This is a genomic window from Streptomyces himalayensis subsp. himalayensis, from assembly GCF_013778455.1.
GTDB classification, from domain to species: Bacteria; Actinomycetota; Actinomycetes; order Streptomycetales; family Streptomycetaceae; genus Streptomyces; species Streptomyces himalayensis.
Genome location: NZ_JACEHE010000003.1, coordinates 405331 through 431066 on the forward strand (window position 1 = coordinate 405331; position 25736 = coordinate 431066).

Below are 25736 nucleotides of genomic sequence, written 5' to 3' on the forward strand. Positions count from 1 at the left end.
CGGCTCGGTGTCTGTGCCGGCGCGCGGTGCCCGCTGGCGGTCAGGCCGGAGCGTGCAACGGCACCGGCGGGCGGATGCCACGGCATCCACCCCGCCCTTCCGCCACGCGGAGGCCCGGCGCACGCGACCCGCTCCCCCGCGGCGAAGCTGCGCGGTGCGCGCGGGCTCCGCGCGGTTGCCGCGCGTGCGGCAACGGCCTGGGCGCGGGCTGAGGCCTGCCGAGCTGTCGCGGCAGCTGCGCGGCCTGTGTCGCACGCCCTGCGATGTCCTGGAGTTCTCGGAGATCTGCAGCCCGTGCTGTCACTCGGACGACGATCCTCATGCGTCGAGTCCTCCTCGCTTCACCAGCTGGCTCGCGATGACGTTCCGCTGGATCTCGTTGGTGCCCTCGCCGACGATCATCAACGGTGCGTCGCGGAAGTAACGCTCCACGTCGAATTCGGTCGAGTAGCCGTAACCGCCGTGGATGCGGACGGCGTTGAGGGCGATCTGCATGGCCGTCTCGGAGGCGAACAGCTTCGCCATCCCCGCCTCCATGTCCACCCGCCGTCCCGCCTCCGCCTCCCGTGCCGCGTACAGGGTGAGCTGGCGGGCCGCGGTCAGTGAAGTCGCCATGTCCGCCAGGTAGTTGCCGATGGCCTGGTGCTTCCAGATGGGCTTGCCGAACGACTCCCGCTCCTGCGCGTAGGCGAGCGCGTCCTCGAATGCCGCCCGGCCGACGCCGAGGGCGCGGGCGGCGACCTGGAGGCGGCCGGTCTCCAGGCCCTTCATCATCTGCGCGAAGCCCTTACCCTCCACGCCGCCCAGTACGGCGTCGGCCGGAGCCCGGTAGTCCTCGAAGGACAGCTCGCAGCTCTCCACGCCCTTGTAGCCGAGCTTGGGCAGGTCGCGGGAGACCGTCAGACCCGGTCCGTGCTCGGCCAGCAGAATCGAGATGCCCTTGTGTGCGGGGCTCGCCGCCGGGTCCGTCTTGCACAGCAGCGCGATCAGCTGTGAGCGGCGGGAGTTCGTGATCCATGTCTTCGCACCGTTCACCACATAGCCTCCCCCACGCTCGGCTTCGCTCGCGCGGGAGGTACCCCCATCGTCCCTGCGGGCGACCGTACGCATGGCCTGCAGATCCGAGCCGCCGCCTGGTTCGGTCAGCGCCATGGTCGCCCGGATCTCCCCGGTGGCCATCCTCGGCAGGTACCGCCGCTTCTGCTCCTCGGTGCCGAAGTGCAGCAGCAGCTTGGCGACCACGGTGTGCCCGCCCATCGCACCCGCCAGGCTCATCCAGCCCCGCGCCAGCTCCTCGGTGATCAGCACGTAACAAGGGGTGGAGACCGGCGTGCCACCGTACTCCTCGGGGACGGCGAGGCCGAAGATCCCGAGCTGCTTCATCTGCTCGATCAGGGCTTCGGGGTAGGTGTCGGCGTGCTCCAACTCCTGGACGACCGGCCTGACCTCCTTGTCGACGAAGTCGTGCACCGTCCTGACGATGAACTGCTCGTCCTCGGACAGGATGTCGAGGGTGCTCATGCTGTGACGCCTCCTTGCTGGATGGCCCTGACGCCTCGCGGGCAGATGGTCAGACGAGGTGCTCGGCACGCAGACGAGCCGTCTCGTCCCCGCTGTAACCGAGTTCGGCCAGGATGCTCTCGGTGTGCTCACCCTCGGCCGGGACGGCACCCATGCGGGGGGGCCGCGCCGACCAGATCAACTGGCGGGATGAGGGGCGGGTACTCGACGCTGGCCGCCATCATCAAGGCCGAGATGTTCCCCACCAAGGTCCGGGCGCTGGGCGTGGGCCTGCCGCACGCCCTGGTCACCGCCACCTTCGGCGGACTGACGGAACCGATCGCGCTGGCTCTGAAGAAGGGCGGACACGAGACCGTGTTCTTCTGGTACGTCACCGCGTGCATCGGCCTGACCTTCCTTGCCACCCTTGTCGTACGCGAACCGTCCCGCACCTCCCTGCTGGAGGAGACGGGGGCGGTCCCCACAACGCCCGCCCCACCGACGGCCGCTCCACCGACGACCGCTCCACTGACCTGCCCACCGCACCGCTCCCCTCCGCACAAGGAAGAGAAGCCCATGCCCGCCCCCCTCGCCTCCTACGTGGAGTCATGGCAACCCGAACGGGTCACGGACGAGGACGCCCTGCAGCCCGGTCCGGCAGCGGCCCTGTCCGCGCTGCTGGACCTCCCCGACACCGCCGCCGAGTCCGGTGATCCCTTGCCGCCGCTGTGGCAGTGGCTGTACTTCCTGCACTGGGCGCCCCAGCAGGCGCTCGGCCCTGACGGACACCTGCGCGACGCCCGCTTCCTGCCACCCATCCCCGACCGGCGGCGGATGTTCGCCGGCGGACGGTGCGAGATCATCGAGCCCCTGCGCCTCGGCGAACCGGCCGAACGCGTCAGCAGCCTAGCGGCAGTCACCCCCAAGCAGGGCCGCAGCGGCGAACTGCTGTTTGTCACCGAACGCCAGGAGTTCCGGCAGAAGGGCCGTACCTGCCTGGTCGAGGAGCAGGACATCGTCTACCGGTCGGGCGACGGCTCGGCGCCGCAGCACCCGGCCGCGCTCGACGACTCGGCCGTACCCGAGCCCGAGGGCCCGTGGCAGCTACGCCTGCACACGGACGAGACCCTGCTGTTCCGGTTCAGCGCGCTCACCGCCAACGCCCACCGCATCCACTACGACACCCCGTACGTCCGCGACGTGGAGGGCTATCCCGGCCTCGTCGTGCACGGCCCGCTGCTGGCCCTGCTCATGCTGGACCTGGTCCGCACAAACGCCCCGGAACGCCAGGTACGGTCGCTGTCGTACCGGCTGCACCGGCCGGCGTTCGTCGGCGAGCACCTCCTCGCCGACGGCACGCCCACCGACGACCATGCCCGGCTGCGCATCGCCACCCACCGCGAGCCCCGGCACGCCACCGCCGAGGTGACCTTCGCATGATCCACCCGTACAGCGACCGTATCGCCGCCGCACAGACCCTGCTCTTCGTCCCCGGCGACCGGCCCGACCGCTTCGCCAAGGCAGCCTCCTCCGGCGCCGACCTCGGGTGCCCCACGATCTGATCCAAACGCGGTCCGTCAGGGCTGGCGCGGCGGGCGCGACACGGGCAGAGGACGCATACTGAACTGCGTGTCCGGCAGGGACTGGGTGCTGCACGTCGATCTCGACCAGTTCATCGCCGCTGTGGAGATGGCTCGCCGGCCTGAGTTGCGTGGACGGCCGGTGGTGGTCGGCGGCTCCGGCGACCCCACCCAGCGAGGGGTGGTGGCCACGGCCTCCTACGAGGCGCGCGAGTTCGGCATCCAATCCGGCATGCCGCTGCGTACGGCGGCCAAGCGCTGCCCCGAAGCGGTGTTCCTGCCCTCGGATCCGCCGGCCTACCAACGGGTTTCCGACCAGTTCATGGCCACGCTGCGCCGGTTTCCGGTGGTCGTCGAGGAACTCGGCTGGGACGAGGCATTCCTCGGAGCCCACATCGACGACCCCGAGGCCATGGCCGCCGAGATACGCGAGGCCGTGCGGGTCGCGACCGGGCTGTCCTGCTCGGTGGGCATCGGAGACAACAAACTGCGTGCCAAGCTGGCCACCGGGTTCGCCAAGCCGGCCGGTACGTACCGCCTCACCCGGGACAACTGGGCGGCCGTCATGGCGGAGCGACCGACCGACGCGCTGTGGGGCATCGGGAGCAAGACCGCGAGAAGGCTGGCCGAGGCGGGCCTGCTCACCGTCGCCCAGCTGGCGAGGGCCGACCCGGACGAGCTCGCCGCCCGGTTCGGCCCGGTGCAGGGGCCGTGGTACCGGATGCTCGCACTGGGTGCGGGTGACACCGAGGTCAGTGGCGCTCCCTACGTTCCGCGCTCACGCAGCCGCGAGATCACCTTCCAGCACGACCTGACCGACCGCTCCGAGATCGGCGAACACGTCGCCACCCTGGCCAGACGCGTGGCACAGGATGTGGCCACCGAAGGCCGACCGGCGCAACGCGTCGCGGTGAAGGTGCGGTACGCGCCGTTTCTCACGCAGACCCACAGCGTCACCCTGCCCACGCCGACCAGCGACCCCGCCGAGATCGAGCGCGCGGCGCTGGCAGTGCTGGAACTGTTCGAGCACGACCGCCCGGTACGCCTCCTCGGCGTGCGCGCCGAATTCCGCGAGACGTAGGACAAGTCATCCACGAGCGCTGAGCCACTGGGGGAGACCGCCCTGCCGCGATGGCGCGGTAGTATGTCATCAGGCGATGACATCACTTGATGACAAGATTGGCCCCTCTGTGCAACCAACACGCACCCCATCCCCCCACCGGCAACGGGCACTGGTCCCGGTACTCATCTGCCTCGGCATGCTCGTCGCGATCGTCAGCAGCCTCGGCGCTCCGCTGATCCCGACGATCGCTGCGGTGAACCACGTGTCCATGTCCAGTGCGCAGTGGTCGCTCACGGTGACGATGCTCGTGGGCGCCGTCGCCACCCCGACGATGGGGCGCCTGGGCGACGGGCCGCACCGCCGGAAGGTGATCCTCACCGGCCTGGCCGCAGTGCTGGTGGGCAGCGTGCTGGCGGCTCTGCCGCTGGGCTTCGGCGCGCTGATCGCCGGCCGGGCGCTCCAGGGTCTCGGGATCGGGCTCACGCCGTTGGCCATGGCCACCGCCCGTGACGCCCTGCCGCCGGAGCGGTCGCGGTCGGCGGTTGCGACGCTGTCGCTCACGGCCGCCGCAGGCATCGGTCTCGGCTATCCCGTGACCGGGTTGCTCGCGGAGTACTTCGGCCTGTACGCCGGGTTCTGGTTCGCGGCGATCGCCGCGGCCGTGGCTCTGGCAGCGGCCATCGTCGTACTGCCTCCGTCGCCGCAGCGCCCGGCGCACCGGTTGGACGTGCTCGGCGCCGCGCTGCTGGCCGGGGGCATGGCCGGGCTGCTGTTCGCGCTCACCCAGGGCGGGCACTGGGGCTGGTCGTCGGCCCGTCTGCTCGTACTGGCCGTCGTGTCGGTCCTGCTGCTGGTCTGGTGGGTCGCCCATGAGCTGCGTACGCCGCATCCCCTGGTGGACGTACGGCTGGTCCGGGACCGGGTGGTGCTCGCGGCCAACCTCACCGCGGTGGTGGGCGGCGTGGCAATGTACCTGCTGATGTCACTGGTGACCCGCTTCGTGCAGACGCCGACGAGCGCCGGCTACGGCTTCGGCGCCTCCGTCGTCGTCACCGGCCTGGTGCTGGTTCCGTTCTCGGCGGGCAGCCTGCTGGCCGGCCGGCTGGTGCGCGTCCTGAGCCGCACCGTCCCGCTCGCCCTGCTCCTGCCCCTGGGCTGCCTTATCTCCCTCGTGGCCGTGCTGTCCTTCGTGTTCGCCCGCCACAGCCTGTGGCAGGTGTTCGTCACCATGGCCCTGGCCGGGCTGGGTATCGGCATCACCGTCTCGGTCATGCCGGCACTGATCGTGGGTGCGGTGCCGGCGCAGGAAACCGGCAGCGCGATGAGTTTCAATCACGTCGTGAAGTACATCGGCTACTCGACCGGCAGCGCGCTCAGCGCGGTGGTGCTCCAGGCCCACACCGCCGCGGGCGAGGCACTGCCCTCGAACGACGGGTACCGGTCGGCCGGACTGCTGGCCTGCGCTGTGTGGGTGGCCACGGCCGCCCTGGTGAGCTACCTCCTGATCCGGTCGCGTCGCGGCGGCACGCGGACCGTGCTGACCGCGGGTACGCAGAAGCCGGCGGAGCAGGCGGACGCCGGCCCCTTGCCTCCCCAGGCGGGCGGCCCGCGACACACCTCGGTCGACCGGTGAGCGACCACATGCCGGCGCGCCGCCGCGACGCCGCGCGCAGCCGTGAGCTGCTGCTGCAGGCGGCGAGCGAGTTGTTCGCCGAGCGCGGCTTCGACCGCACCACGGTCCGCGAGATCGGAGAGCGCGCGGGAGTGGACGCGGCGCTCATCGCGCGCTACTTCGGCAACAAGACGCAGCTGTACGTGGCCACGCTGCAGAACGCGACCGGCGACGCGGTTCCCACCGACCTGTTGGACCCGGACCGGCTCCTCGAACTGCTCGAGCGGGTCGACCTCCGCGGCCCCGGCCCCATCACCCAGGTCGCCGTCCAGCCGCACAGCGACCCCGCGGCCCAGGACGCGGCCCGAGCGGCACTGCACGCCCGACTGGTCGAGCCGCTGCTCGAGCGCTTCACCCGCGAGGGGCTGGACCGGCCGCGGCTGCGGGCCGAGATCGTCGTGGCGGCATTCATCGGGGTACTGCTGGGACGCCGATCGGGCGCATTCGATGAACTCGGCCGAGCCGAATCCGGTGACCTGGTCACGCTGCTGCGAGACACGCTCGCCGGCGAGGGCTGACCAGCCGGCAGATCCGTCAATCCGCCGGTAGGGGAGGCCGGCCCGCGTCATCGACGAGCAGGCGGCGTTCGGACAGCGGGCAAGCCACGGGGCTTGGGGGGTGCCGTTGCAGTGTGCCGTCGTGCAGGAGACATCCGAGGGGTGCACCATTCCGAGGGCCCGATGAGGTCCCCAGGTCGCCCGAAACCGGAGACACCCCTGCCCGAATCGGAATCCTCAGCCGCAGACGATCACCTAGCACGGGCAGCCGTTACGCGGTGGCTTCGTCCTCAGAGATCGAGGACGTGCGGCAGGCCCAGCCGGTAGCGGATCCGGTCGGCAGCCTTCAGCTCGGCGAAGCCAGGTGGTTCGGCGCCGCCGAAGAGACGGACCTCGTCGGCGCCGTCGGCTCCGGCGGCCTCCAGCACGCCGTTGGCGGCGCGGCGGCCGGTCTCGTTGGCGGTCTCCATGGTCGTGAAGTCGAGGTTGCTGTGGGCGCGTACGTGGTCGCCGGCGAGGAAGAGGTTGGGGATGGCGGTGACGGCCTCGGAACGCAGTTCCCAGGAGGAGACGTCGTTGAGGAAGTAGGTGTCGTCGTTCTCGAGCCTGCCGCCGGCGGTCCGGGTGACGGCCGGGTCGAGGAACCAGGAGTGGACGATGCCGTCGGGGAGGACGACGTCGCCGTCGTCCTCGAGGCCTGCCTTCATCTGCGCCCAGACTTCCTCGGAGATCTCCTTCGGGGTGCATTCCTTGGCGGGTCTGCCGTAGAGGGGGCCGGGGGTGTCCCAGTCGGAGATGACGACGGAGAGGGATTCGGCGGCCACGCCGTCGCCCCAGGTCTCGGTGAAGGGCTCGGACCAGAAGCGGGACTGCCCGACCGGGCACAGTGCCCACGGGGAGTCCATGAGGCTGAGGTGGGCGATGGGGCCGCGGAAGGTCTCCTTGAGGTAGTACATGATGCCCTGGCACCACGTGGTGCGCAGTCGGTCCATCCTGGCGAGTTGAGGATCGGCCGCCCGGATCTCGGGAGACCACAACTGCCGTACGCGGTCCACGGGGAGAGCGGCCACGTACCAGTCGGCGTCGATCCGGGCGGGACCGGCCGCGGTGCGGGCGTGGGCGGCCGTGATACGGCCGTCGGAGCCGAGTTCGAGGGACTCCACGAGATGCCCGGTGACGAAGCGGACTCCCAGCGATGTGAGGTGCCGCACCCACGGGTCGATGAAGCGTTCACTGGTGGGGCCGTCGAGGATCCGGTCGAAGGGGCCGTCGGGCCCCATCCCGAGCATGGAGTAGAGGATCTTCGAGATGCCCTGCCCGCAGGTCCGGGTGCTGGCGGTCTCGGGGCGCAGAGCCTGGATGACCTTCGCCGAGCCGCCCCACATCACCTGGTAGAAGTCCGACTTGCCCTCGGATTCGATGAAGTCGAGCCAGCCGGTGTGCTCCCACTGCCCGAACTGACGCTCGTCGCAGCTCGTCATGAGGATGGCGAGTTTCCGGCCGAGCAAGGCGCATTCGTGCGGCAGGAGCTGGGGCATGGTGCGTAACAGGCCCTCGATGACGAGGGGGAGGGTGGCGGGGTCGAGGGTGCGCCTGTCGGGCGGGATGGTGGGGAGGTAGAGGTCGCCCTTGCCGTTGTCTCTGTTGAACGCGAAGTAGGGGACGGTGACGAGGTTGTCCCAGACGCCGTGTGTGCGGTCGCCGAAGGGGATGCGTCGCATGGTGTCCGGAAGGTTGGAGTAGAAGCCGAAGAAGCCTCGATGGCCGTGTTCACCGGGCAGGTCGCGGCGGCCACCGGTGGCCGTGCCGGTCACCGGGAGGCTGCGCGCCTTACCGCCCCATTCCGCGCGCCGGTCGTACACGGTGACGTCGAAGCCGCGCTCGGCGAGCTCGTGGGCGGCGGTCAGGCCGCCGATACCGCCGCCGAGTACGGCCACTCTCGTGCGGGTCCGCTGCGCCGCGGTCGCCTTCGCGGGCCGGAGTCCGAGTGCCCCGGCTGCCGCCAGTGATCCACCCCAGCCCAGCACCTGCCTGCGTCCCGGCATCGTGTCCTCCCCGCTCGACGACGTCATCGCCGGGACGCTAGAGAAGCGCCCGCAAGATGGGAACGCCTGTCTCGCCACGTTCGCATCTTTCGCACGTCGGTGAACCAGTGGGCGCAGTGCGGCACTTGATCTGCACGAGCCTCGCACGCACGGAGGCCCTGTGCACGTGCCGCGTCCCCCGATACCCCTGGCTGACGGGGCAAAGATTCACCGGGAAGGGTGCCGATGCCGTTCAGCGCAGAACGACCAACAAGGCCCTCGACCAGCAGCTCATCCCCGTCCAGCTCGCCACCGGCCGCCCCGAAGCCGCCCGGTCCACCTAGCGCGTCCTCGCTGCCCGCGGGCCTGCGCCCGCCGACGGCGGGCCGACTCGGGACGCGGCGCACCTCGATTTGATAGGCAAGTGAGCAATTGCCTATCCTGTGGTCGTGGCCGACGACCTGTTCAAAGCCTTGGCCGACCCCACCCGCCGCACCATCCTCGACGAGCTCGCGGAGAAGTCGGGACAGACACTGTTCGAGATCTGCTCGCGACTGAGCATGAAGCATCAGCTGGGCATCTCGCGCCAGGGGGTCTCCCAGCACCTCGCCGTGCTGGAGGCCGCCGGGCTCGTCGAGACCAGGCGGGAGGGCCGCTACAAGTTCCACGACCTGAACACGGCCCCGCTGCGGCAGATCGCCGAGCGATGGCTCGTGCCCGACACATCCGAACCGGAGGAGAGCACCTCATGAAGATCCGTCTGACCAGCGTCTTCGTCGACGACCAGGCAAAGGCCGAGCGCTTCTACACCGAGATCCTCGGTTTCGTGAAGAAGCACGACGTCCCGGTGGGCGAGAAGGGCCGGTGGCTGACCGTCGTCTCGCCCGACGAGCCCGACGGCACCGAACTCCTCCTGGAGCCCGCCGGCCACCCGGCCGTCAAGACCTACCGCGACACGCTCGTCAAGGACGGCATCCCGCTCGCCCAGTTCGCCGTCGACGACGTGAAGGCGGAGTACGAGCGCCTGCGCGACCTCGGCGTCCGCTTCATCCAGGAGCCCCTGGAGATGGGCCCCGTCACCACCGCCGTCTTCGACGACACCTGCGGCAACCTCATCCAGATCGCGACACAGCCGCAGTAGGCGGTCGGCCGCGTGCGGGGCCATGCCGCGGTGGCGACTGGACCCCCGCCCTGAAACTCGCCGGCGGCGTGGGCCATGACCAGGGGTGATGCTCAGTTCTTCGTCGTCCGTCGCGGTGACGCCCTTCGGACCGCAGTTCAGACGAGCTCGTTCTCGACCGGGCCGCCTGCGCGCCCCGTGGCGAACACCCGCACGTCCCATGCACCGAGCTCCAGTTCGGCCCCCGCAGCGACCGCGCTGTCGTCCAGGACGTCGGTCAGCTCCACGGGGGCGGCGACACGGGCGGGCTCCCAGCTCCAGTTGTGGACGACGTGGACGCGGCGCCCGTCGGGGGACGTACCGGTCGTCGCGGTGACCGATTCCGGGAGGTCCCGCCAGCCGTGGCGTGCGGAGGGTGTCAGCCATGTCGCCAGCGCGCGGGCGAGGGCCCGGCCGGGGATCGTGCCGACGTAGGTCACGCGGCCCTCGCCGTGGCGGCGCGTGGTGATGGCCGGCCAGCGGCCGAAGTGCGGGTGGTCGTATGCGGCCAGCGTCTCGGCGTCGGTCACGGTCAGGCCGTCGGCCCAGCGGGTCGCCGTCGCCTCCTGCGGCAGCTGCAGCGGGTTGCCGGTCACGGGGTGGACCGGGATGTCGCGCGCGAGGTTGCTGAACTCGTCGTACGTGACTCCCGCGGCCTCGGTGAGGCGTCCGGGTACCGCTTCGTGCCGGGCCCGGGCCTCGTGGTCGGCGTATCCCGTACGCGGGCCCAGGACCAGGTGGCCGCCCGCTTCGGCATAGGCCGCGAGCCAGTCGAGGGTCGCGTCGGCGGCGATGTACAACCCCGGTACGACCAGCACGGGGTGACGGCGTACGGCCTCATCCGGCACCATGCCCTCCTTTTCGCCGCGCGGGTCGTGCAGCTGCCGGGCGTGCACGATCCGCACCTGACGGCCGGCCTCGAACGCGCCCCGGTAGAAGGGGTCGAAGATGCGGTGGTAGGCGGCGGGGTCGGGGTCGCCGTCGGCGGTCGCGAGCGGTGGGTGCTTCTGCATCAGCCACTTGCTCGGCGTCGAGTAGACCATCGTGATGTCGGCGTCCGGCTCGAGCCCGGCGACGAGTGGGCCGGCCTTCTCGAACTCGGCGCCCAAGCGGGCGAGTTCGGCGTACGCGCGGCCGGGCCGGCCGCTGTGGGGAAGGACACCGCCCCAGTAGGTCTCGGCGCCGAAGCGCAGCGTCTGCCACTGCCAGTACTCGATCATACGCGCGCCGCGCGCCACGTGCGCCCATGCGGCCTGCCGCCACTGACCGTCGTAGGCGGGGCGGTTGTCCCACGGGGCGCCGATGCACTGGGCGTTGGTCTCGGTGATCAGGAACGGCTCCTGGCGGGAGGAGAACATCCAGTCCGCGGTCTGGTACATCGACCAGACGCCGGTGGTCTTCCAGATCTGCTGGTGGTCGTCAGGTGTGGGGTCGGGGAGCAGGAGACCGTCCTGCATGTCGTAGTACGGGTTGCCGGAGGCGATGTCGAGCCGGGCGGACAGCTCGTCGTCCTCCACGCCTTGCCTGGTGTAGGAGATGCAGGTGGTGACGAACTGCTCGGGGCGGGCGTACTCGCGGACGATGTCGGCCTGCCAGCCGATGAACTCGGTGACCTGGCGGGCCTGGAACTCCCGCCAGGCGACGTCGTACTGGGGCTGGGCGTTGCCGTCCGGCGTCCACAGGTCGGCCCAGGTGGACAGCCGGTGGGACCAGTACACCAGGCCCCACTCCTGGTTGAGGGTCTCGACGTCCCCGTACTCGTCGCGCAGATGGTCGACGAAGCGCTGGAAGACGCCCTGGTTGTGGAAGAGGTGCACGCCCGGTTCGTTGTCCACCTGCCAGCCGATGACCGCCGGATGGTCGGCGTACCGGGGGACGATCTTCCGGATGATCCGCTCGGCGTGGAAGCGGAAGGCGGGGTGGGTGAAGTCGGCCTCTTGGCGCCCGCCCCAGCCGAAGCGCTTCCCGGTGGCGTACTCCCCCGCGATCTCCGGGTACTGCCGGGCCAGCCACGGCGGCACCGCGTACGTCGGGGTGCCGATGATGACGGAGATGCCGCGCTCGTGGGCGCCGTCGAGGACCGGCTGGAGCCAGTCGAGGTCGAAGCGCCCGTTCTCCGGCTCCCAGGTCGACCAGACCGATTCGCCCACCCGGATCACGGTGAAGTTTGCCTCGGCCATCAGGTCGAGGTCGGTCTTGAGCCGTTCGTCGGGCCGGAGTTCAGTGTCGTACGCGGGCGTGTACTCGTGATAGTACGCGGCGCCGAACAGGACGCGGGCGGGCAGATCCGCCATGGAGGAGCCTCCAGAGGAACGAGTGATGAGTGGGCTACTGCTTGACGCTTCCGGTCGCCAGGTCGCTCTGCCAGTGGGGCTGGAGCAGGAGGAAGGCGATGACGAGCGGGACGATGGAGATCAGGGAGCCGGTGACGACGAGCGGAGCATGTCGCTGCTGGCGCCGGCGCCGCTGTTCTGCGCCTGGGCGGCCCAGGAGGAGAGGCCGACCGTGATGGGGTACAGGTTCGGGTCGTTGAGCATGATCAGCGGCAGGAACTACACGCGGCGAGCGCGGCGCCGAAGGACACCGCGCCGGTCGTGGCGAGGGACCGACGACGGCTCATGGAGGACGTGGGAACGAAGGATCGGGACATGGTGAACTCCCGCCGGTGGGCAGAGGGACGGAGCGCCTGGCGAAGGCGTGTCGAACGGGTGGGGAAGGGAGAGATGTGAGGAGGGTGAGGCACCGACGTCGCTACCGGGCATGGGGGTCGCCATGTTCGGGACTGCGTCGCGCGGGCTGTGGTGGCCGGCACGCGCGTCCCGTGCCGTACAGCGGAAGTCCACGGTCGGGGAGCTTTGTGAGTGGCGGTGAGCGCAGGCGGCTCACCCCCGGCCACGAGCGGGTGCCGCTCGGGCCGATGAGCGCTGATCAGTCGGTGGTGGGCGGTCCGTCCCCGGCCGGCGGTGCGTGTGCCGAGCCGCCCGAGCGGGAAGCCGTGCGCCGCCCGCGTGCCGGGGCCTTCCGGGCCGGTGGGGGTGCGGTCGAGGCGCGGACGACGAGTTCGACCGGCGGATCGTTCGCCGGTGCCGGCTCCGCGTCCGGTTTCTCGATGGCCTGCACCAGGAGCCGGAGCCCCTCGTGCGCCACGGCGTCGAAGGGTTGGCGCATCGTGGTCAGTGGAGGAGTGACATAGGCGGAGACGGGGATGTCGTCGAAGCCGACGACACTGACGTCGTCCGGCACCCGCAGGCCGGCTTCCGTCAGTGCGCGGATCAGACCGATGGCCATGTCGTCGTTGGCGGCGAACACCGCGGTGACGTCACCGGCGGAGGCGAACTCGCGGCCCGCCGCGTAGCCGGACGCGGCCGACCAGTCGCCCGCGATCACGGGAGGCTGTTCCCTGCCGCGTGCCGACAATGCCGCTCGCCAGCCCTCGAGACGATCCCGGGCGGCGAACCACCGCTGTGGACCGGCGAGATGATGGATTGTCATGTGTCCAAGCTCCAGGAGGTGTTCGGTGGCCGCCCTCGCCAGGGACTCGGCGCCGACCCTTGCGGCCACCGTCCGGGAGCCGCCGAACGCCGCGGGCGCACCGAGGACGAGGACCGGCACGTCGACGCTGAGCGAGACCGATCCCTCGTCGATCGGTTCGGATACGACGATGCCGTCCACGCCCTGCTCGAGCAGTGACTCCACGGCCCCGGCGACGCCCCCCGGGTCGCCCTCCAGCGTGTTGACCACCCGGACCGCATACCCCGCGTCCCGGGCGGCCCGCTCGACGCCGATGAGCAACGAGGCGGGTCCGTACAAGGCGGTCCCCAGCGTGACCACGCCGATGGTGCGGGAGCGGCCAGAGGCCAGTGCCCGGGCCGCGCTGTTCATCCGGTAGCCGAGATCCTCGGCGGCCTCGAGCACCCGCCGACGCACCTCGTCGGACACGTACCGCTCGCCGTTGAAGACCCGCGACACCGTCTTCTGCGAGACGCCGGCCAACCGGGCCACGTCCACGCTGCGCGGCGCGGCAGCACTCCCGCCCCGTCCTCCCACTCGCGTCATAGGAGTCTCCCGATGTCCGGTGGCTCGAATCCCAGCCAGTCACGGCCAGTCGTCCTACAGCCGGTCAACCGTGTGACTGCGCTGTCATGACTGCGGTGTCATATCTACGCAGTGGAACAGGACGTGTCAAGACTTCGCGCACCATTACGGCAAGCCCGCCGGCACGATCCAACGTGTTCGCGAGCCACCGGCAGGAACGAACACCCCCAGGGCGCCGTGCCCACGCACGTCAGCCCGTGCCACCCTCGACCCCCTTGCGCTCGGCGCCACAGCGTCCCGGGCCAAGCGTTGCGACATGCAGGGCGCGGTCGGGGTCGGACCGGGTGATCTCGTCGACCGTGCTGGCGAGGTTGATCTGTGCTTCCACGGTGGGCCAGATCCGTTTCAGCAGGATGATGCATCAACCACTCTCAGTGGCGCGGCATGGCAAGCAGGCCACACGAGTCCCACAGGAGGCGTTCTCGCAAGACCGGGAGGCGCCGCGAAATCCAATACGAAACCGACACGACAGCTGATCGCCGGACGGCCGAGTCCACCAACGCAATAGCCAAGAGGGTAGTTGACACGTCAATGATGGTTGATGTGTCATCAAGTCCTGGCCCACCACCCGACACTCCCGCTCGACGACTTCTACGAGCAGGCACGACGCATCGCCGGCCTGACCGCCGAGACCACCCACTCCACCGGACTGTCGCTGGTGGAGTTCAGCGCGCCTGGCGTCACGAAGGCCACCACCCTGATCCGGTGGAGCAGCGGCCTCGGCATCGCCCGCCACGAGATCGCCGCCTTCGGCGACATGCCCAACGACCTCCCCATGCTCACCGCGGTCGGAAGCTCGTACGCCATGGCCAACGCCCACCCGGACGTCCTCGCGGCCGCACGTCATCGCGCGCCCTCCAACGACGAGGACGGTGTGGCGCAGGTGCTGGAAGGGTTCGTCGACGCGCGCGCACACCGATAGCCCCGGAAGACCGCCGTGCGGCCCGTCGGCGAGAGCCCCGCCGACGGGCCCCGGTGACCGCCCGCGGGGCCGATCGTGCGGCGGTCGTCATGACATCGGCGGTCCGGGGTACGGCGATTCCACATCGAGCGGCATCCCGGTACCGCGCGCACATCGTGCACCGACCCATCGAGGAGCGACGCCTCCACGTTCCGATGTCACGGCAACATGTGGGCGGCGGACACTGGTCAACCAGTGTCCGCCGCCCACAAACGCATCGCCCGCGCCCTCAGTCGTCGTCCGGAAACTCACCCGCGAACGCGGCGGCCATGCGCAGCCAGGGCTCCGCCTCGTCCTGGTGACCCTGGCGCTGCAGGGTGCGGCCCAGCATCAGGTGGGCGTAGTGCTCCACCGGATTGCGCTCGATGACCTCGCGCAACTGCTCCTCGGCGCGCCGCAGTTGTGCGGAGTGGTAGTAGGCGCGGGCCAGCAGCAGCCGGGGGCCGGTCTGCTCCGGGACCTCCTCGACGACGACGGCCAGCAGCCGGGCGGCACCGATGTAGTCCCTGGCCTCGAACAGCAGCTGGGCCCGCTCCCAGCGTTCGGCGGTGGTCTCCTCATGCGGCACGCCGGCGCCGTTGTCGAACAGGTGCAGGGCGCTGGCCCACCGGTCGGGTGCCACTCCGTCGTTCGCCAGGTATTCGTTGAAGTTGTCGGTCATCGTTCCTCCATTCCCACTGCTGCGTACACGGGACGATCCGGGAAGCGAGACCGTCGGTACGCCCGTCATCGGCCGTGCCCCACTCCTCGGAGACATCCGTACGTGCGGTCTCTGGTCGTGCGGTTCTCAGGCCGCCGGTTCGGCGGTCGGCGCGCGCTCCGCGTCGCGCGCGGCGAGCAGCGAGGCGTGGGTGGGGGCGTCGGGCACGTCGGCCGGCCGGTTCTTGGCGAACTCCTTCCGCAGCACCGGTACGACCTCCTCGCCGAGCATGTCGATCTGCTCCAGCACGGCCTTCTGCGGGACTCCGCCGCCGTCCACCATGAACAGCTGGCGCTGGTAGTCGCCGAAGTGCTCGCGGAAGGTGAGCGTCTTCTCGATGACCTGCTCGGGGGTACCAACGGTCAGCGGAGTCTGTTCCATGTACTCCTCCATGGATATCCCGCCGCCCATCACCGGTGAGTGGTCGAAGAACGGGCGGAACTCGCGGATGGCGTCCTGGGAGTTGGGTCGCATGTAGACGTGGCCACCGAGGCCGACGATGGCCTGCTCGGGGCTGCCATGGCCGTAGTGCGCGTACCGCTCCCGGTACAGGTTGATCAGCTTCTTGGTGTGCTCCTTGGGCCAGAAGATGTTGTTGTGGAAGAAACCGTCGCCGTAGTACGCGGCCTGCTCGGCGATCTCCGGGGAGCGGATGGACCCGTGCCAGACGAACGGCGGTACGTCGTCCAGGGGCCGCGGCGTGGAGGTGAAGCCCTGCAGCGGGGTGCGGAAGCGCCCCTCCCAGTCGACGATGTCCTCGCGCCACAGCCGGTGCAGCAGGGCGTAGTTCTCGATGGCGAGGTTGATGCCGTCGCGGATGTCCTTGCCGAACCACGGGTAGACGGGGCCGGTGTTACCGCGGCCCATCGTCAGGTCGACGCGGCCGTGGGCCAGGTGCTGCAGCATCGCGTAGTCCTCGGCGATCTTCACCGGATCGTTGGTGGTGATCAGCGTGGTGGCCGTGGACAGGATGATCCGCTCCGTGCGCGCGGCGATCCACCCCAGCATCGTGGTCGGGGACGACGGCACGAACGGCCGGTTGTGGTGCTCGCCGGTGGCGAAGACGTCCAGCCCCACCTCTTCGGCCTTCTGCGCGATGGTGACCATCGCCTTGATCCGCTCGTGCTCGGTCGGCGCACGGCCCGTGGTCGGATCACTGGTCACATCACCCACGGTGAAGATGCCGAACTGCATCGTCCTCAGCCTTTCGTTCCATGCGGTTGACGAATCAACTATGCCTCTGCAACGCGCCCCGAGGCGTCCCTATTCCACCCCCACCGGCCCGCCCGGACGCCAACCGGTCCGCCCGGACGCCAACCGGCCCGCCCGGCCACCCGTCCTACATGGGCCGTTCATCCAATTGCTCGAGAACGCGGTTCGCTATGCGGGCGAACGCCCGGAGCTGCTCCGGAGTCAGTGGATCGACGAACAGACGGCGAACGGCCTCCACATGGCGGGGCGCGGCCGCCGCGATCGCATCCCGTCCCGCCGGGGTGATGACCACGACCGCGCCGCGCCCGTCTTGAGGGCACTCCTCCCGGACGACCAGACCCCGCTTCATCATGCGGGACACCTGGTGCGACATCCGGCTCTTCTCCCACTCCAGGCTGCCGACCAGATCCGCAGTGCGCCTACGGCCGTCGGGCGCATCCGTGAGGTGGACGAGCACCGTGTATTCGGCGGTGGAGAGGCTGGACTCCGACTGCAAGTGGCGAGCCACCCGACCGCTGAGCCTTTCCCACATCCGGGTCAGGCCACGCCAGCCGTCCCGCTCCGCCGGAGTGAGCCATCGTGGCGTCTCCTTCATAGGCACGAGTACGAGTCTATCCGATCGTTGACTTGTCACCTACATCCTGAGGGAACGGAACGGCGGCCGGGACTGGAGGGCGCGGCCTGCCGGCACGCAGCCCTCCCCGTCAGCCCAGGTCCGGCGCCAGCCACCGCAGGGGCGTCGGGGGTCACGGGGTCGGTGATGTCGGCGAACTCGGCATGCCTGGACGCCGTAGGCCGTCAGACCGGCACGCCAGCCGTCGACCAGGATCTCGTACCGGTGCTCCGCGTCCACCCGCTCGACGATCCGAGGGGGTGGAGACTGGCTCATGAAGTGCCTCTCGCAGGAGGTCAGCGGTGCGGGGGATTCCGGCGCGGGGTGATGATGGCGTTCGGCAGGGTCGGCGCGGGAAGGCGATCACCCGGAAAGCCCTCGACGGCGCCGAAACGGCCGGAGGATGCCTCCCAGTCCTCTCGGGCCCGGACGATGTCCTCGTGGCTGCGTCCGATGAAGTTCCACCACATGACGATCTCCTCCTCGAAAGGAGGACCCCCGAGCAGGATCACCCGCGCCGGACCGTCCGACTCGTTCACCACTGTCAGAGCGTCGGCGCCGCAGGGAACATAGCCGAGTTCGGCCGTGCGCAGCACGGTGTCGATCAGGCGGACGTCCCCGCTGTCGACGAGAAGGCCGTGCTCGAAGGCGGTGTCCACGGCGAGGGTGATCGCCGCAAGCGGTTCGAGGGTGATCTCTGCACCGACCAGGGGCGTGAAGGTCCGCACCGGGGAGGTGCTTCCGGCGAGCGAGCCCAGGAAGACCCTGATCTCCACCCCGTTGATCCGCACGGTTTCGGGAACGTAGTGCTGGAAGTCCCGATCGGCGTTCCGGTGCTCCTCAGGAAGCGCCACCCACAGTTGCACGCCGTGGATGACGGTGGTGCGCGAGGTGGAGATCTCCGAGTGGCAGATGCCGTATCCGCCGGTCATGAGGTTCATCTCGCCGGGCCGGATCAAGGCGCGGGTGCCGAGACTGTCGCGGTGCTCGACCTCCCCGCTGAACAGCCAGCTCACCGTCTGCAGACCGGTGTGCGGATGCGGGGCGATGTCCATGCCGCCCGTCGTGGTGACATTGTCGGGGCCGTAGTGGTCCGCGAAGCACCAGGCTCCGATCAGCGTCCGGGTCCGCTGTGGCAGCGTCCGCCGCACGCGCATCGCACGCGGACCGCCCAGGGGCACCTCCCGCGCCGACAGCACATGGACCAGGGGCGTTCCGGCCTGCCGGCCGTCGTCCCCCAGGGCTCCGTCGTCCGCCAGGGCTCCGCACCTCAGCTCCGCAGGTTCCGTTTCCACATTGCTCACTGGGCCACCTTTCACACGGTCTAGTTGTCACATCAACTACCATGCCACGAGGGCAGGCTGATGGCCACAACGCGCATCCGGCGCGCGGGCCGGCCTCGGCGGGCGCGCAGGGTTCCCACAGTGAGCACTCCACCACCCGGACCCGCACTGCGCGGGATCTTCCAAGCGTCCGGCGCCGGCCACTCCGCGAGGAGTAGGCACCACCGGCACACGGGCTCGCCCACCGCACCGCCGGATCACCGGACACGACGAAATGGCTCGCAATTTTATTGACGAGTCATCTATGCCTTTCCTAGAGTTCTGGTTGATGAATCAACCACCACTGCGTCCACTCCGTCCCGGCGTGGGCCGCACGGAAGGAACAACCCCATGTACGTCACCGCCGCTGTTCTCAGCGTCCTCCTCGCCCTTGTGACGCTGGCCGCGGGTGCACCCAAGGCACTCCTCAAGGGCGACGTCTCCGCCGGGCTGCAGTCGCACATGGGGCTGAGCGCGGGCCTCGTCCGCTTCATCGGACTGGCCGAGGTCGCCGCCGCGGTGGGCCTGATCGTTGGCCTCTTCTGGCAGCCGCTCGGCATCGCGGCCGCCATCGGCTTCGCCATCACGATGGTCGGCGCCGTGGGTTTCCACGCCAAGACCGGCGACTACGCCGACCCGGCCACGCGGGGGAACGCCATGGCCCCCCTCGTTCTCATTGCCGTCTCAGTGGCCACTGCCGTGACGCTCGGGCTCGCGATGTGACCTGCACCTGGGCCGTACCGGCCACTCGGCGACGGCCGGTACGGTACACCCGGACCACGCATCACCGGGTCCGGCCGGCCGTCTTCCCGGGTCAGGACACGTCCTCGTCCAGCTTGCCCACTACGCGATCAGAGACCTCGGCCAGCACTCGCAGTTCTGCCGGCGTGACATGGTCGAGGAACAGTTCGCGCACCGCCTCGACATGAAGCGGGGCAGCAGCCTCGATCGCCGCACGCCCCGCCTCCGTGATCACCACGAACGCGCCGCGCCCGTCTTCAGCGCACTCCTCCCGCACCACCAGCCCCCGGCCGGCCATCCTCGCGATGTGATGGGACATCCTGCTCTTCTCCCACTCCAGCGCACGGGCCAGATCCTGATAACGCTGCCGCCCCTCCGGCACGTCCGTCAGATTGACCAGCACCGCGAAGTCAGCAGCCGACAAACTCGACTCGGCCTGCAACAAACGCGACAAACGACCCCCGAGCCTCTCATGCAACCGGACAAAGCTCCGCCATGCATGCTGCTCGTCTGGCGTCAGCCACCGCACCGTCTCTTCCATGAAGAAAGTGTAAACGTAGTTGACACTTCACCAAAATTGCCACGGGTCTGGCGGCACATGATCGCCCCAGCCCCGCAGGGCCCTCCAAGGGCAGCACCACGACTCCGGAGGCGCGGCATGACCTGTCCGCCCTGACCGTCCCGGCCGCGCCTCCGGGCCCATTCCCCTTCCTCCGACACCCTGGGACCGGCAGGTCCGACCGGTCCACCCGAGGTGATGGTTCGCGCTCGTCACGGACCGGGGCCTGGCGCGCTCCGGCCTTCACCCCGCCCACGCCTGCTGGCCGGCTGCCTGGTCCGCAAGACCGGTGACCGCGCCGGCGCCGAGGTGATCCAGCTCTGCCCAGCCTCGTCGCCTGGGGCCGGTTCGGACCGCACGCCTTCTGATGGCCTGACGGCCTGACGCAACCGCAAGAGAGGGGACACACCCATGCCTGCCATCACCGTGGACGACGTGCTGGTCCTGCCGCGCCTGCCGGAGCTTGACCCGGTCGGCACGGGCTACCGGCCCGTCCGCCGCCTGACGACGGCGCAGCACGGCTTCGAGGGTGAGGGATTTCCGGTGCGCCGGGCCTTCGCCGGGGTGCCGTTGCCGGAGCTTGATCCGTTCGTGCACATGGACCACATGGGCGAGGTCGAGCAGGCGCCGGGAGATGCCACGGGCACCCCGTGGCATCCGCACCGCGGATTCGAGACCGTCACCTACCTCATCGACGGCGCCGTGGAACACCAGGACTCCAACGGAGGCGGCGGCCTCATCACCGACGGCGACACCCAGTGGATGACCGCGGGGGCCGGGATCCTGCACATCGAGAAGGCGCCGGAGCGGCTCGTCAGGAGCGGCGGGGTGTTCCACGGTGTGCAGCTGTGGGTCAACCTGCCCCGGGCAAAGAAGATGAGTCCGCCCCGCTACCAGGACATCCGCGGCAAACACGCCGGACTGGTCACCACCCCCGACGGCGGCGCGCTGATCCGCGTGATAGCCGGCGACATCGCCGGGCACACCGGCCCGGGCGTCACCCACACCCCGATCACCGTCGCCCACCTCACCATCGAACCCGGCGCCCAGGTCGACCTGCCGTGGGACCCCGCCTACAACGCGCTGGTCTACGCCCTGGCGGGCCACGGACGGGTCGGCAGCGAAGCCCGCCCGATCCGGGAGGGCCGGCTCGCCGCCTTCGGCGCGGGTGACGCACTGCGCCTGGCCGCCGACCATGTCCAGGAGTCCCGCGCCGCCAAGCTGGAGCTCTTCGTACTGGGAGGCCGCCCCATCCGCGAACCCGTCGTCCAGTACGGGCCGTTCGTAATGAACACGCCCGAAGAGGTGCAACAGGCCTTTGAGGACTATCAGGCGGGCCGACTCGGCGTCATCCCCGCCCAGCATCTTCCCCACACTTCCTGAACTTCCGTACGTGACAGCCCAACCAGGAACACCGTCAAGGGGGAGTTCATTGACCAGGATCGGCATCCTCCTCGGCAGCACCCGCCCCAACCGCAACGGCGAGCAGGTGGCCAAGTGGGTCTACGACATCGCCTCCCGGCGCAACGACGCGGAGTTCGACCTCGTCGACCTGCGTGACTACCCGCTGCCGCACCTGGACTGAGCCGCTGCCGCGTCGATGGGCCAGTACCAGGGCGAGCACACGAAGAAGTGGGCGGAGAAGACCGCCTGCTTCACGGGTTCGTCTTCGTCACCCCGGAGTACAACCACAGCACGTCCGGCGTGCTCAAAAACGCCATCGACTACCTGTACAACGAGTGGAACAACAAGGCGGCCGGTTTCGTGTCGTACGGCGGGGTCGGCGGCGCCTGGGCCGTGGAGCACCTGCGGCTGGTCGTCGGCGGCACCGTCCCTCACCGGCCCCGGCGCCACCTGGCCGAACATCCTGCGCATGGACCATAGCCGGGCGCTGCCTCACCGGCAGCTGACGAGCCTTGACGAGCGCCTAGCGGGAGCGGCGGCCCGGCCGGTCGTCCTGCCGGAGACGATCGTCGTGGACCGGGGGCAAGGTCTTCCTCTCCCGGGCGTTCACCGCTCGCCTGCGAAACCCTCGGCATCAGCATCCAGCCCGCCCCACCCCACGCCCCCACCGCCAAGGCAAGGCCTCTTGTTCGAAAGGCAAGGCCTCTTGTTCGGCGTTCTCGCCGCGGCGGGTGATACGTCCGGACCGGTGTTGGGTTCCCGACCGTGGTCCCGGAACCTGGCGGGCGGACGCCCTGGGGGCCGGACTCGGCTTCATGCGACCGCCCGGGCGGGGCTGTCCCGGGCTACCAGGAGGCCAGTGAGCCGTCCGTGTTGCGCCAGACCGGGTTGCGCCAGCGATGGCCCCGTTCGGCGGCGGACCGGACCGCGTCCTCGTCGATGGTGATGCCGAGACCGGGAGCGGTCGGGCGGTCGATGTAGCCGTCGCGGAATGTGAAGGGCGTGGTGTCGACGAGGTAGTCCAGCAGTCCGCTGCTGTCGCCGTATCCGATGCCCAGTGCCTGTTCCTGGATGAGGAAGTTGGGGATCGCGAAGTCGAGTTGGAGGCTGGCCGCGAGGGCGATCGGGCCCAGCGGGCAGTGCGGGGCCACCAGGACGTCGTAGGTCTCGGCCATCGCGGCGATCCGGCGGGTCTCGGAGATGCCTCCGGCGTGGCTGATGTCGGGCTGGGCCACGGCGATGCCGTCGGAGAGTACCGAGCGGAAGTCCCAGCGCGAGTAGAGCCGTTCGCCGGTGGCGATGGGGATGGAGGTGGAGCGCACCACGGCGCCGAGGTCCTGGGAGAACTCCGGCAGCACCGGCTCCTCGACGAACATCGGCAGCAGGGGCTCGAGCAGGGGCAGTACGCGGCGGGACATCGCCCCGCTGAACCGGCCGTGGAAGTCGAGTGCCAGGTCGCGCTCCGGGCCGATGGCCTCGCGGACCGCGGTCACCCCGTCCACGATGGCGTTGATCGCGGCGGGCGCGGCGAGGGGCTCCAGCTGGCCGCAGGGGTTGAGCTTGACCGCCGTCATGCCCTTGGCGACCTGCGCGGCAGCCGATTCGAAGAGTTCCTCGGGGGTTGCGCCGCCGACCCAGCCGTAGACGCGCACTCGGTCGCGGACGTGGCCGCCGAGGAGCTGGTGGACCGGGACGCCGTGGGTCTTGCCGGCGATGTCCCACAGTGCCTGGTCGATGCCGGCCAGGGCGCTGTTCAGGACGACGCCGCCGCGGTAGAAGCCGCTCTTGGCGAGCACCTGCCAGTGCTCTTCGATGCGGGCGGGGTCCTGACCGACCAGGTAGTCGAACATCTCCTCGACACAGCGGGCGACGGTCTGGGCCTTGCCCTCGACGATGGGCTCGCCCCAGCCGGAGATGCCCTCATCGGTATCGACGCGCAGGAAGAGCCAGCGCGGTTCGACGAGGAAGAGCTCGTATCCAGTGATCTTCATGGGGTGGACCTCCGGTCCTGTGCTGTGTACGGCCGGGCGGGGCCTGGGCGAGACGGCGGGCGGGTGAGTCGGTGTGGTTGGGGCGGGTGAGAGGAACTGCCCGCTCCGGAAGGAGAGTTGAGCTGTGAGGAAGTGGCTGCTGTGTGGGCGCCGGCGGCCCCCGGGATGCGGAGGCCGGGTCGTGCCTGGAGCGGGCAGGGGTCCCGCGAGGAACGAGCGAGGGCGGCCTACTCCTGGGAGCTGATGCTGCGGCCACCGTCCACGAGCAGGTTCTGGCCGGTGACGAAGGCGGCGTCCTCGGAGGCGAGGAAGGCGACGGCGGCGGCGATGTCCTCGGGGGCGCCGAGCCGGCCGACGGGGGTGCGTGCGATGGCTTGCGCCTTGTACTCCGGGGGTACCTCGGCCCACAGGCCGGTGGCCACGGCTCCGGGCAGGACGGCGTTGAACCTGATCTGCCCGCCGTACTCGACGGCGAGCTGGCGGACGAGGGCGTCGATCCCGCCCTTGGCCGCCGCGTACGCGGGGAAGCCCTTGAAGCCGATGACCGCGTGCACGGACGAGGTGATCACCACCGCGCCCCTGGCTGTCCTGAGCAGGGGCACGGCGGCCCGGACACCGTAGAAGACGGAGTCGAGGCAGAGCCGCAGCTGGTGGTGCCAGACGGCGTCGTCCAGTTCGTGTGCCGCTCCGGGCAGGTTCTGGCCGGCGTTGAGGTGGAGCACGTCGAGGCGCCCGGTCCAGGACTCGGCCTCGGCGACGGCCTCGGCCCACTGGCCCGGCGAGGTGACGTCGAGGCGCTGGTCCTGCGCCCGCCCTCCTGCGGCGCGGATCTCCTCGGCGACGCGATGGGCGCCCTTGGCGTCCACGTCGGTGACGAGGACCGACGCTCCCTCCGCCGCCAGCCGACGGGCGGTGGCCGCCCCGATGCCGGAGGCGGCCGCGGTGAGCAGGGCCGTACGGCCCGTGAAACGCGCCGGTGCGGCGGCGACGGTCATGGCGTTACTCCTGGTCCTGGCGGTCTGGCCGTGGAGCCGCGCAGCACCAGCCGCGGCTCGGTCGGTACGACGACGTCTCCCACCGGCGCACTTTCGATGGTGGCCACCAGGGCGTCCACGGCCGCGGTACCCAGCTCGTACAGGGGCATCGCCACGGTGGTCAGCGGGGGATGGAGGTGCGCGGCCACGGGCAGGTCGTCATTGCCGATCACGGAGACGTCCTCCGGAATCCTCAGGCCGAGCTCCCGGATCGCGGCCATGGCACCGATCGCCTGGGCGAGCGAGCTGGTGTAGACGGCGGTGACCGGCGGGCGCTCGCCACCGTCGGTGGGGCGCAGCAGTTCCCGCGCCGCAAAACCGCCGCCGTCCTCGGTGAAGTCCCCGGAGGCGACCGGAGCCGCATCCAGCCCGAGTGCGTCGGCGTGGCGCAGGAACGCCTCCTTGCGGACCTCGCTGGGCGTTATCCCGGGCGGACCCGCGATGTGGCCGACTGCGCGGTGACCGAGGCCGTGCAAGTGGTCGAGCGCGGTCACGCTGGAGCGGGCGACATCCATCGTGACGTTGCGGCCGGATCCCGCCACGGCGCGGTTGAGGAAGACGTGGGGGACCGGGCTGCGGCTCAGGGTGTCCAGCAAAGGGTGGCCGGGGCGGGCCGAGGCGACGAGCAGCCCGTCGACCCTGCCCTCCTGCACCAGGTCGTTGAAGGACTCGTCGGCTTCCTGACCGTCGAAGTCCTCGGCCAGCAGGGAGAGATAGCCGAGCTGACGGGCGCGCTGGTAGACACCGCGAGCGATGGTGACGTACGTGGGGTTGCCGAGGGCGGGGACCAGCAGGGCCAGTACGTGCGTGCTGGCGCCGGCCAGCGCCCGGGCCCCCGAATGGGGCCGGTAACCGAGCGCCTCGGCGGCCTCATGGACGCGTCGGCGCGTCTCCGGCCGCACGGACAGGTCCTGCCTGCCGTTGAGCACCTTGGACACGGTGGCCTTGGAGACTCCGGCTCTCTCCGCCACGTCCACCAGCCTGGCCCTGACGGGCTGTTCCGGCATGTACACCCCCTTTCCGGTAAGCGCCAGGGGCCGCTCGGCGTGTGCGGCGGTGGCGCGTTCTGATCCGTTAGTGACCTCTTGACACCTTCTGGCGCTGCAACTTAACGTTCGCCAAAGTTCGAGTCAACCGGTTTCCTCGGACGGAAATAGACGACTTGTCTGGGCAGAGCCGCATAAACCTGCCCATGTGAACGCAGCAGTGTCAACGCCGGATAACCGGCCATGGGCGGGGTGCGCTACAAGGCACCCCGGGAGGTCACCGCGGACGCGACCACCGTCGCCGTCGCGGTCGGACGATGCGGTGCCGACACACGTGCACGACAGCCGTGTGCGCGCCCGGTCCGGGACATCTCGCGCCACGGCCGAGTTAGCCCGGCGCTTCGCGCCCGATACCCGTCCCCACGCCCCTACCCCGTGTCCCTTTGCCGCTCCTCCCCGCGGCAACTCCGCATTCCCATACGTCCCGCACGAAAGGCTGTCCAGTTATGTCCGTCCCGACCACAGGGTCTCTCGACAGACGTCGTTTCCTCACCTTCTCCGGTGCCGCGCTCGGCGCGGCCGCGCTGTCCGGCTGTGCCGCTTCCGTCGATGACGGCTCGGGG

Annotated in this window: 23 protein-coding genes and 2 pseudogenes; 11 read left to right on the top strand and 14 right to left on the bottom strand. The window is 70.1% G+C overall.

Going from position 1 to position 25736, the window contains the following annotated elements; genetic code table 11:
- Window positions 1-318: 318 nt before the first annotated feature.
- Entirely contained in the window at window positions 319-1521 is a 1203-nt protein-coding gene (locus tag H1D24_RS08230) for an acyl-CoA dehydrogenase family protein (protein WP_181656715.1), read from the bottom strand.
- Between the two features lie 189 nt (window positions 1522-1710).
- Between H1D24_RS08230 and H1D24_RS08235 the strand changes: the two genes are divergently transcribed.
- The 5 genes from H1D24_RS08235 (at window position 1711) to H1D24_RS08250 (ending at window position 6333) form a co-directional block, all read left to right on the top strand.
- Window positions 1711-2940, top strand: a complete 1230-nt coding sequence (locus tag H1D24_RS08235) for an HTD2 family dehydratase (protein ID WP_258563914.1) — start codon at window positions 1711-1713, stop codon at window positions 2938-2940.
- Window positions 2937-3062: a hypothetical protein gene (locus H1D24_RS42205; protein ID WP_258563915.1), complete on the top strand. Its 126-nt coding sequence runs from the start codon at window positions 2937-2939 to the stop codon at window positions 3060-3062. The genes H1D24_RS08235 and H1D24_RS42205 overlap by 4 nt, the downstream gene beginning before the upstream one ends.
- Window positions 3063-3129: 67 nt before the next feature.
- Window positions 3130-4161 (top strand): DNA polymerase IV, encoded by a 1032-nt coding sequence (locus H1D24_RS08240; RefSeq protein ID WP_181656716.1) that lies wholly within the window; start codon window positions 3130-3132, stop codon window positions 4159-4161.
- A 178-nt stretch (window positions 4162-4339) separates the two neighbouring features.
- Complete coding sequence (locus tag H1D24_RS08245; RefSeq protein ID WP_374064183.1) at window positions 4340-5776, top strand: MFS transporter; 1437 nt, start codon at window positions 4340-4342, stop codon at window positions 5774-5776.
- Window positions 5773-6333, top strand: a complete 561-nt coding sequence (locus H1D24_RS08250) for a TetR/AcrR family transcriptional regulator (RefSeq protein ID WP_309484248.1) — start codon at window positions 5773-5775, stop codon at window positions 6331-6333. Before H1D24_RS08245 ends, H1D24_RS08250 begins: the two co-directional genes overlap by 4 nt.
- Window positions 6334-6602: 269 nt before the next feature.
- Here the strand turns inward: H1D24_RS08250 and H1D24_RS08255 are convergent, their stop codons facing one another.
- Window positions 6603-8384: a hydroxysqualene dehydroxylase gene (locus H1D24_RS08255; RefSeq protein ID WP_181656718.1), complete on the bottom strand. Its 1782-nt coding sequence runs from the start codon at window positions 8382-8384 to the stop codon at window positions 6603-6605.
- Window positions 8385-8785: 401 nt separating this feature from the next.
- Here H1D24_RS08255 and H1D24_RS08260 point away from each other — a divergent pair, with 401 nt between their 5' ends.
- Together H1D24_RS08260 and H1D24_RS08265 are read left to right on the top strand one after the other, a co-directional pair.
- The gene (locus tag H1D24_RS08260) at window positions 8786-9088 is read left to right on the top strand and encodes an ArsR/SmtB family transcription factor (RefSeq protein WP_181656719.1); all 303 of its coding nucleotides are present in this window, start codon (window positions 8786-8788) and stop codon (window positions 9086-9088) included.
- On the top strand, window positions 9085-9477 hold the full coding sequence (locus H1D24_RS08265) for a VOC family protein (protein WP_181656720.1): 393 nt from the start codon (window positions 9085-9087) through the stop codon (window positions 9475-9477). The genes H1D24_RS08260 and H1D24_RS08265 overlap by 4 nt, the downstream gene beginning before the upstream one ends.
- A 137-nt stretch (window positions 9478-9614) precedes the next feature.
- On the opposite strand, the gene H1D24_RS08270 is transcribed toward H1D24_RS08265, so the two are convergent.
- The 4 genes and pseudogenes from H1D24_RS08270 to H1D24_RS08285 form a co-directional block, all read right to left on the bottom strand.
- Window positions 9615-11789, bottom strand: a complete 2175-nt coding sequence (locus tag H1D24_RS08270) for a beta-galactosidase (protein WP_181656721.1) — start codon at window positions 11787-11789, stop codon at window positions 9615-9617.
- A 34-nt stretch (window positions 11790-11823) separates the two neighbouring features.
- Window positions 11824-12047: pseudogene (locus H1D24_RS08275) on the bottom strand (carbohydrate ABC transporter permease); the annotation flags it as partial.
- A 376-nt stretch (window positions 12048-12423) separates the two neighbouring features.
- Window positions 12424-13551, bottom strand: coding sequence for a LacI family DNA-binding transcriptional regulator (locus tag H1D24_RS08280; protein ID WP_181656722.1), 1128 nt, complete (start codon window positions 13549-13551; stop codon window positions 12424-12426).
- 229 nt (window positions 13552-13780) lie between these two features.
- A complete protein-coding gene (locus H1D24_RS08285) occupies window positions 13781-13918 on the bottom strand; it encodes a hypothetical protein (protein WP_181656723.1) in 138 nt (45 codons plus the stop codon).
- Window positions 13919-14131: 213 nt separating this feature from the next.
- Between H1D24_RS08285 and H1D24_RS08290 the strand changes: the two genes are divergently transcribed.
- Window positions 14132-14512, top strand: coding sequence for an HAD family hydrolase (locus H1D24_RS08290; protein WP_258563916.1), 381 nt, complete (start codon window positions 14132-14134; stop codon window positions 14510-14512).
- 268 nt (window positions 14513-14780) lie between these two features.
- Here H1D24_RS08290 and H1D24_RS08295 read toward each other — a convergent pair whose 3' ends face one another.
- The 4 genes from H1D24_RS08295 to H1D24_RS08310 form a co-directional block, all read right to left on the bottom strand.
- On the bottom strand, window positions 14781-15212 hold the full coding sequence (locus H1D24_RS08295) for a tetratricopeptide repeat protein (RefSeq protein ID WP_181656724.1): 432 nt from the start codon (window positions 15210-15212) through the stop codon (window positions 14781-14783).
- A 126-nt stretch (window positions 15213-15338) separates the two neighbouring features.
- Window positions 15339-16445 (bottom strand): LLM class flavin-dependent oxidoreductase, encoded by a 1107-nt coding sequence (locus tag H1D24_RS08300; RefSeq protein WP_181656725.1) that lies wholly within the window; start codon window positions 16443-16445, stop codon window positions 15339-15341.
- Between the two features lie 145 nt (window positions 16446-16590).
- Window positions 16591-17058 (bottom strand): MarR family winged helix-turn-helix transcriptional regulator, encoded by a 468-nt coding sequence (locus tag H1D24_RS08305; RefSeq protein WP_181656773.1) that lies wholly within the window; start codon window positions 17056-17058, stop codon window positions 16591-16593.
- Between the two features lie 314 nt (window positions 17059-17372).
- Window positions 17373-18380: a pirin family protein gene (locus H1D24_RS08310; RefSeq protein ID WP_181656726.1), complete on the bottom strand. Its 1008-nt coding sequence runs from the start codon at window positions 18378-18380 to the stop codon at window positions 17373-17375.
- Window positions 18381-18749: 369 nt separating this feature from the next.
- On the opposite strand from H1D24_RS08310, the gene H1D24_RS08315 reads away from it, so the two are divergent.
- Window positions 18750-19121 carry a DoxX family protein gene (locus H1D24_RS08315; RefSeq protein ID WP_181656727.1) on the top strand — a complete coding sequence of 124 codons (372 nt, stop codon included), beginning with the start codon at window positions 18750-18752 and terminating at the stop codon, window positions 19119-19121.
- 91 nt (window positions 19122-19212) lie between these two features.
- On the opposite strand, the gene H1D24_RS08320 is transcribed toward H1D24_RS08315, so the two are convergent.
- Entirely contained in the window at window positions 19213-19680 is a 468-nt protein-coding gene (locus H1D24_RS08320) for a MarR family winged helix-turn-helix transcriptional regulator (RefSeq protein ID WP_181656728.1), read from the bottom strand.
- Between the two features lie 429 nt (window positions 19681-20109).
- Here H1D24_RS08320 and H1D24_RS08325 point away from each other — a divergent pair, with 429 nt between their 5' ends.
- Together H1D24_RS08325 and H1D24_RS08330 are read left to right on the top strand one after the other, a co-directional pair.
- Window positions 20110-21081 (top strand): pirin family protein, encoded by a 972-nt coding sequence (locus H1D24_RS08325; protein WP_181656729.1) that lies wholly within the window; start codon window positions 20110-20112, stop codon window positions 21079-21081.
- Between the two features lie 49 nt (window positions 21082-21130).
- Window positions 21131-21522 (top strand): annotated as a pseudogene (locus H1D24_RS08330) (NADPH-dependent FMN reductase); the annotation flags it as partial.
- 425 nt (window positions 21523-21947) lie between these two features.
- On the opposite strand, the gene dgoD reads toward H1D24_RS08330, so the two are convergent.
- The 3 genes from dgoD to H1D24_RS08345 form a co-directional block, all read right to left on the bottom strand.
- Window positions 21948-23093, bottom strand: coding sequence for a galactonate dehydratase (dgoD, locus tag H1D24_RS08335; RefSeq protein ID WP_181656730.1), 1146 nt, complete (start codon window positions 23091-23093; stop codon window positions 21948-21950).
- Between the two features lie 227 nt (window positions 23094-23320).
- Window positions 23321-24088 (bottom strand): SDR family NAD(P)-dependent oxidoreductase, encoded by a 768-nt coding sequence (locus H1D24_RS08340; RefSeq protein ID WP_181656731.1) that lies wholly within the window; start codon window positions 24086-24088, stop codon window positions 23321-23323.
- A complete protein-coding gene (locus H1D24_RS08345; RefSeq protein ID WP_181656732.1) occupies window positions 24085-25134 on the bottom strand; it encodes a LacI family DNA-binding transcriptional regulator in 1050 nt (349 codons plus the stop codon). The genes H1D24_RS08340 and H1D24_RS08345 overlap by 4 nt, the downstream gene beginning before the upstream one ends.
- Between the last annotated feature and the right edge of the window lie 602 nt (window positions 25135-25736).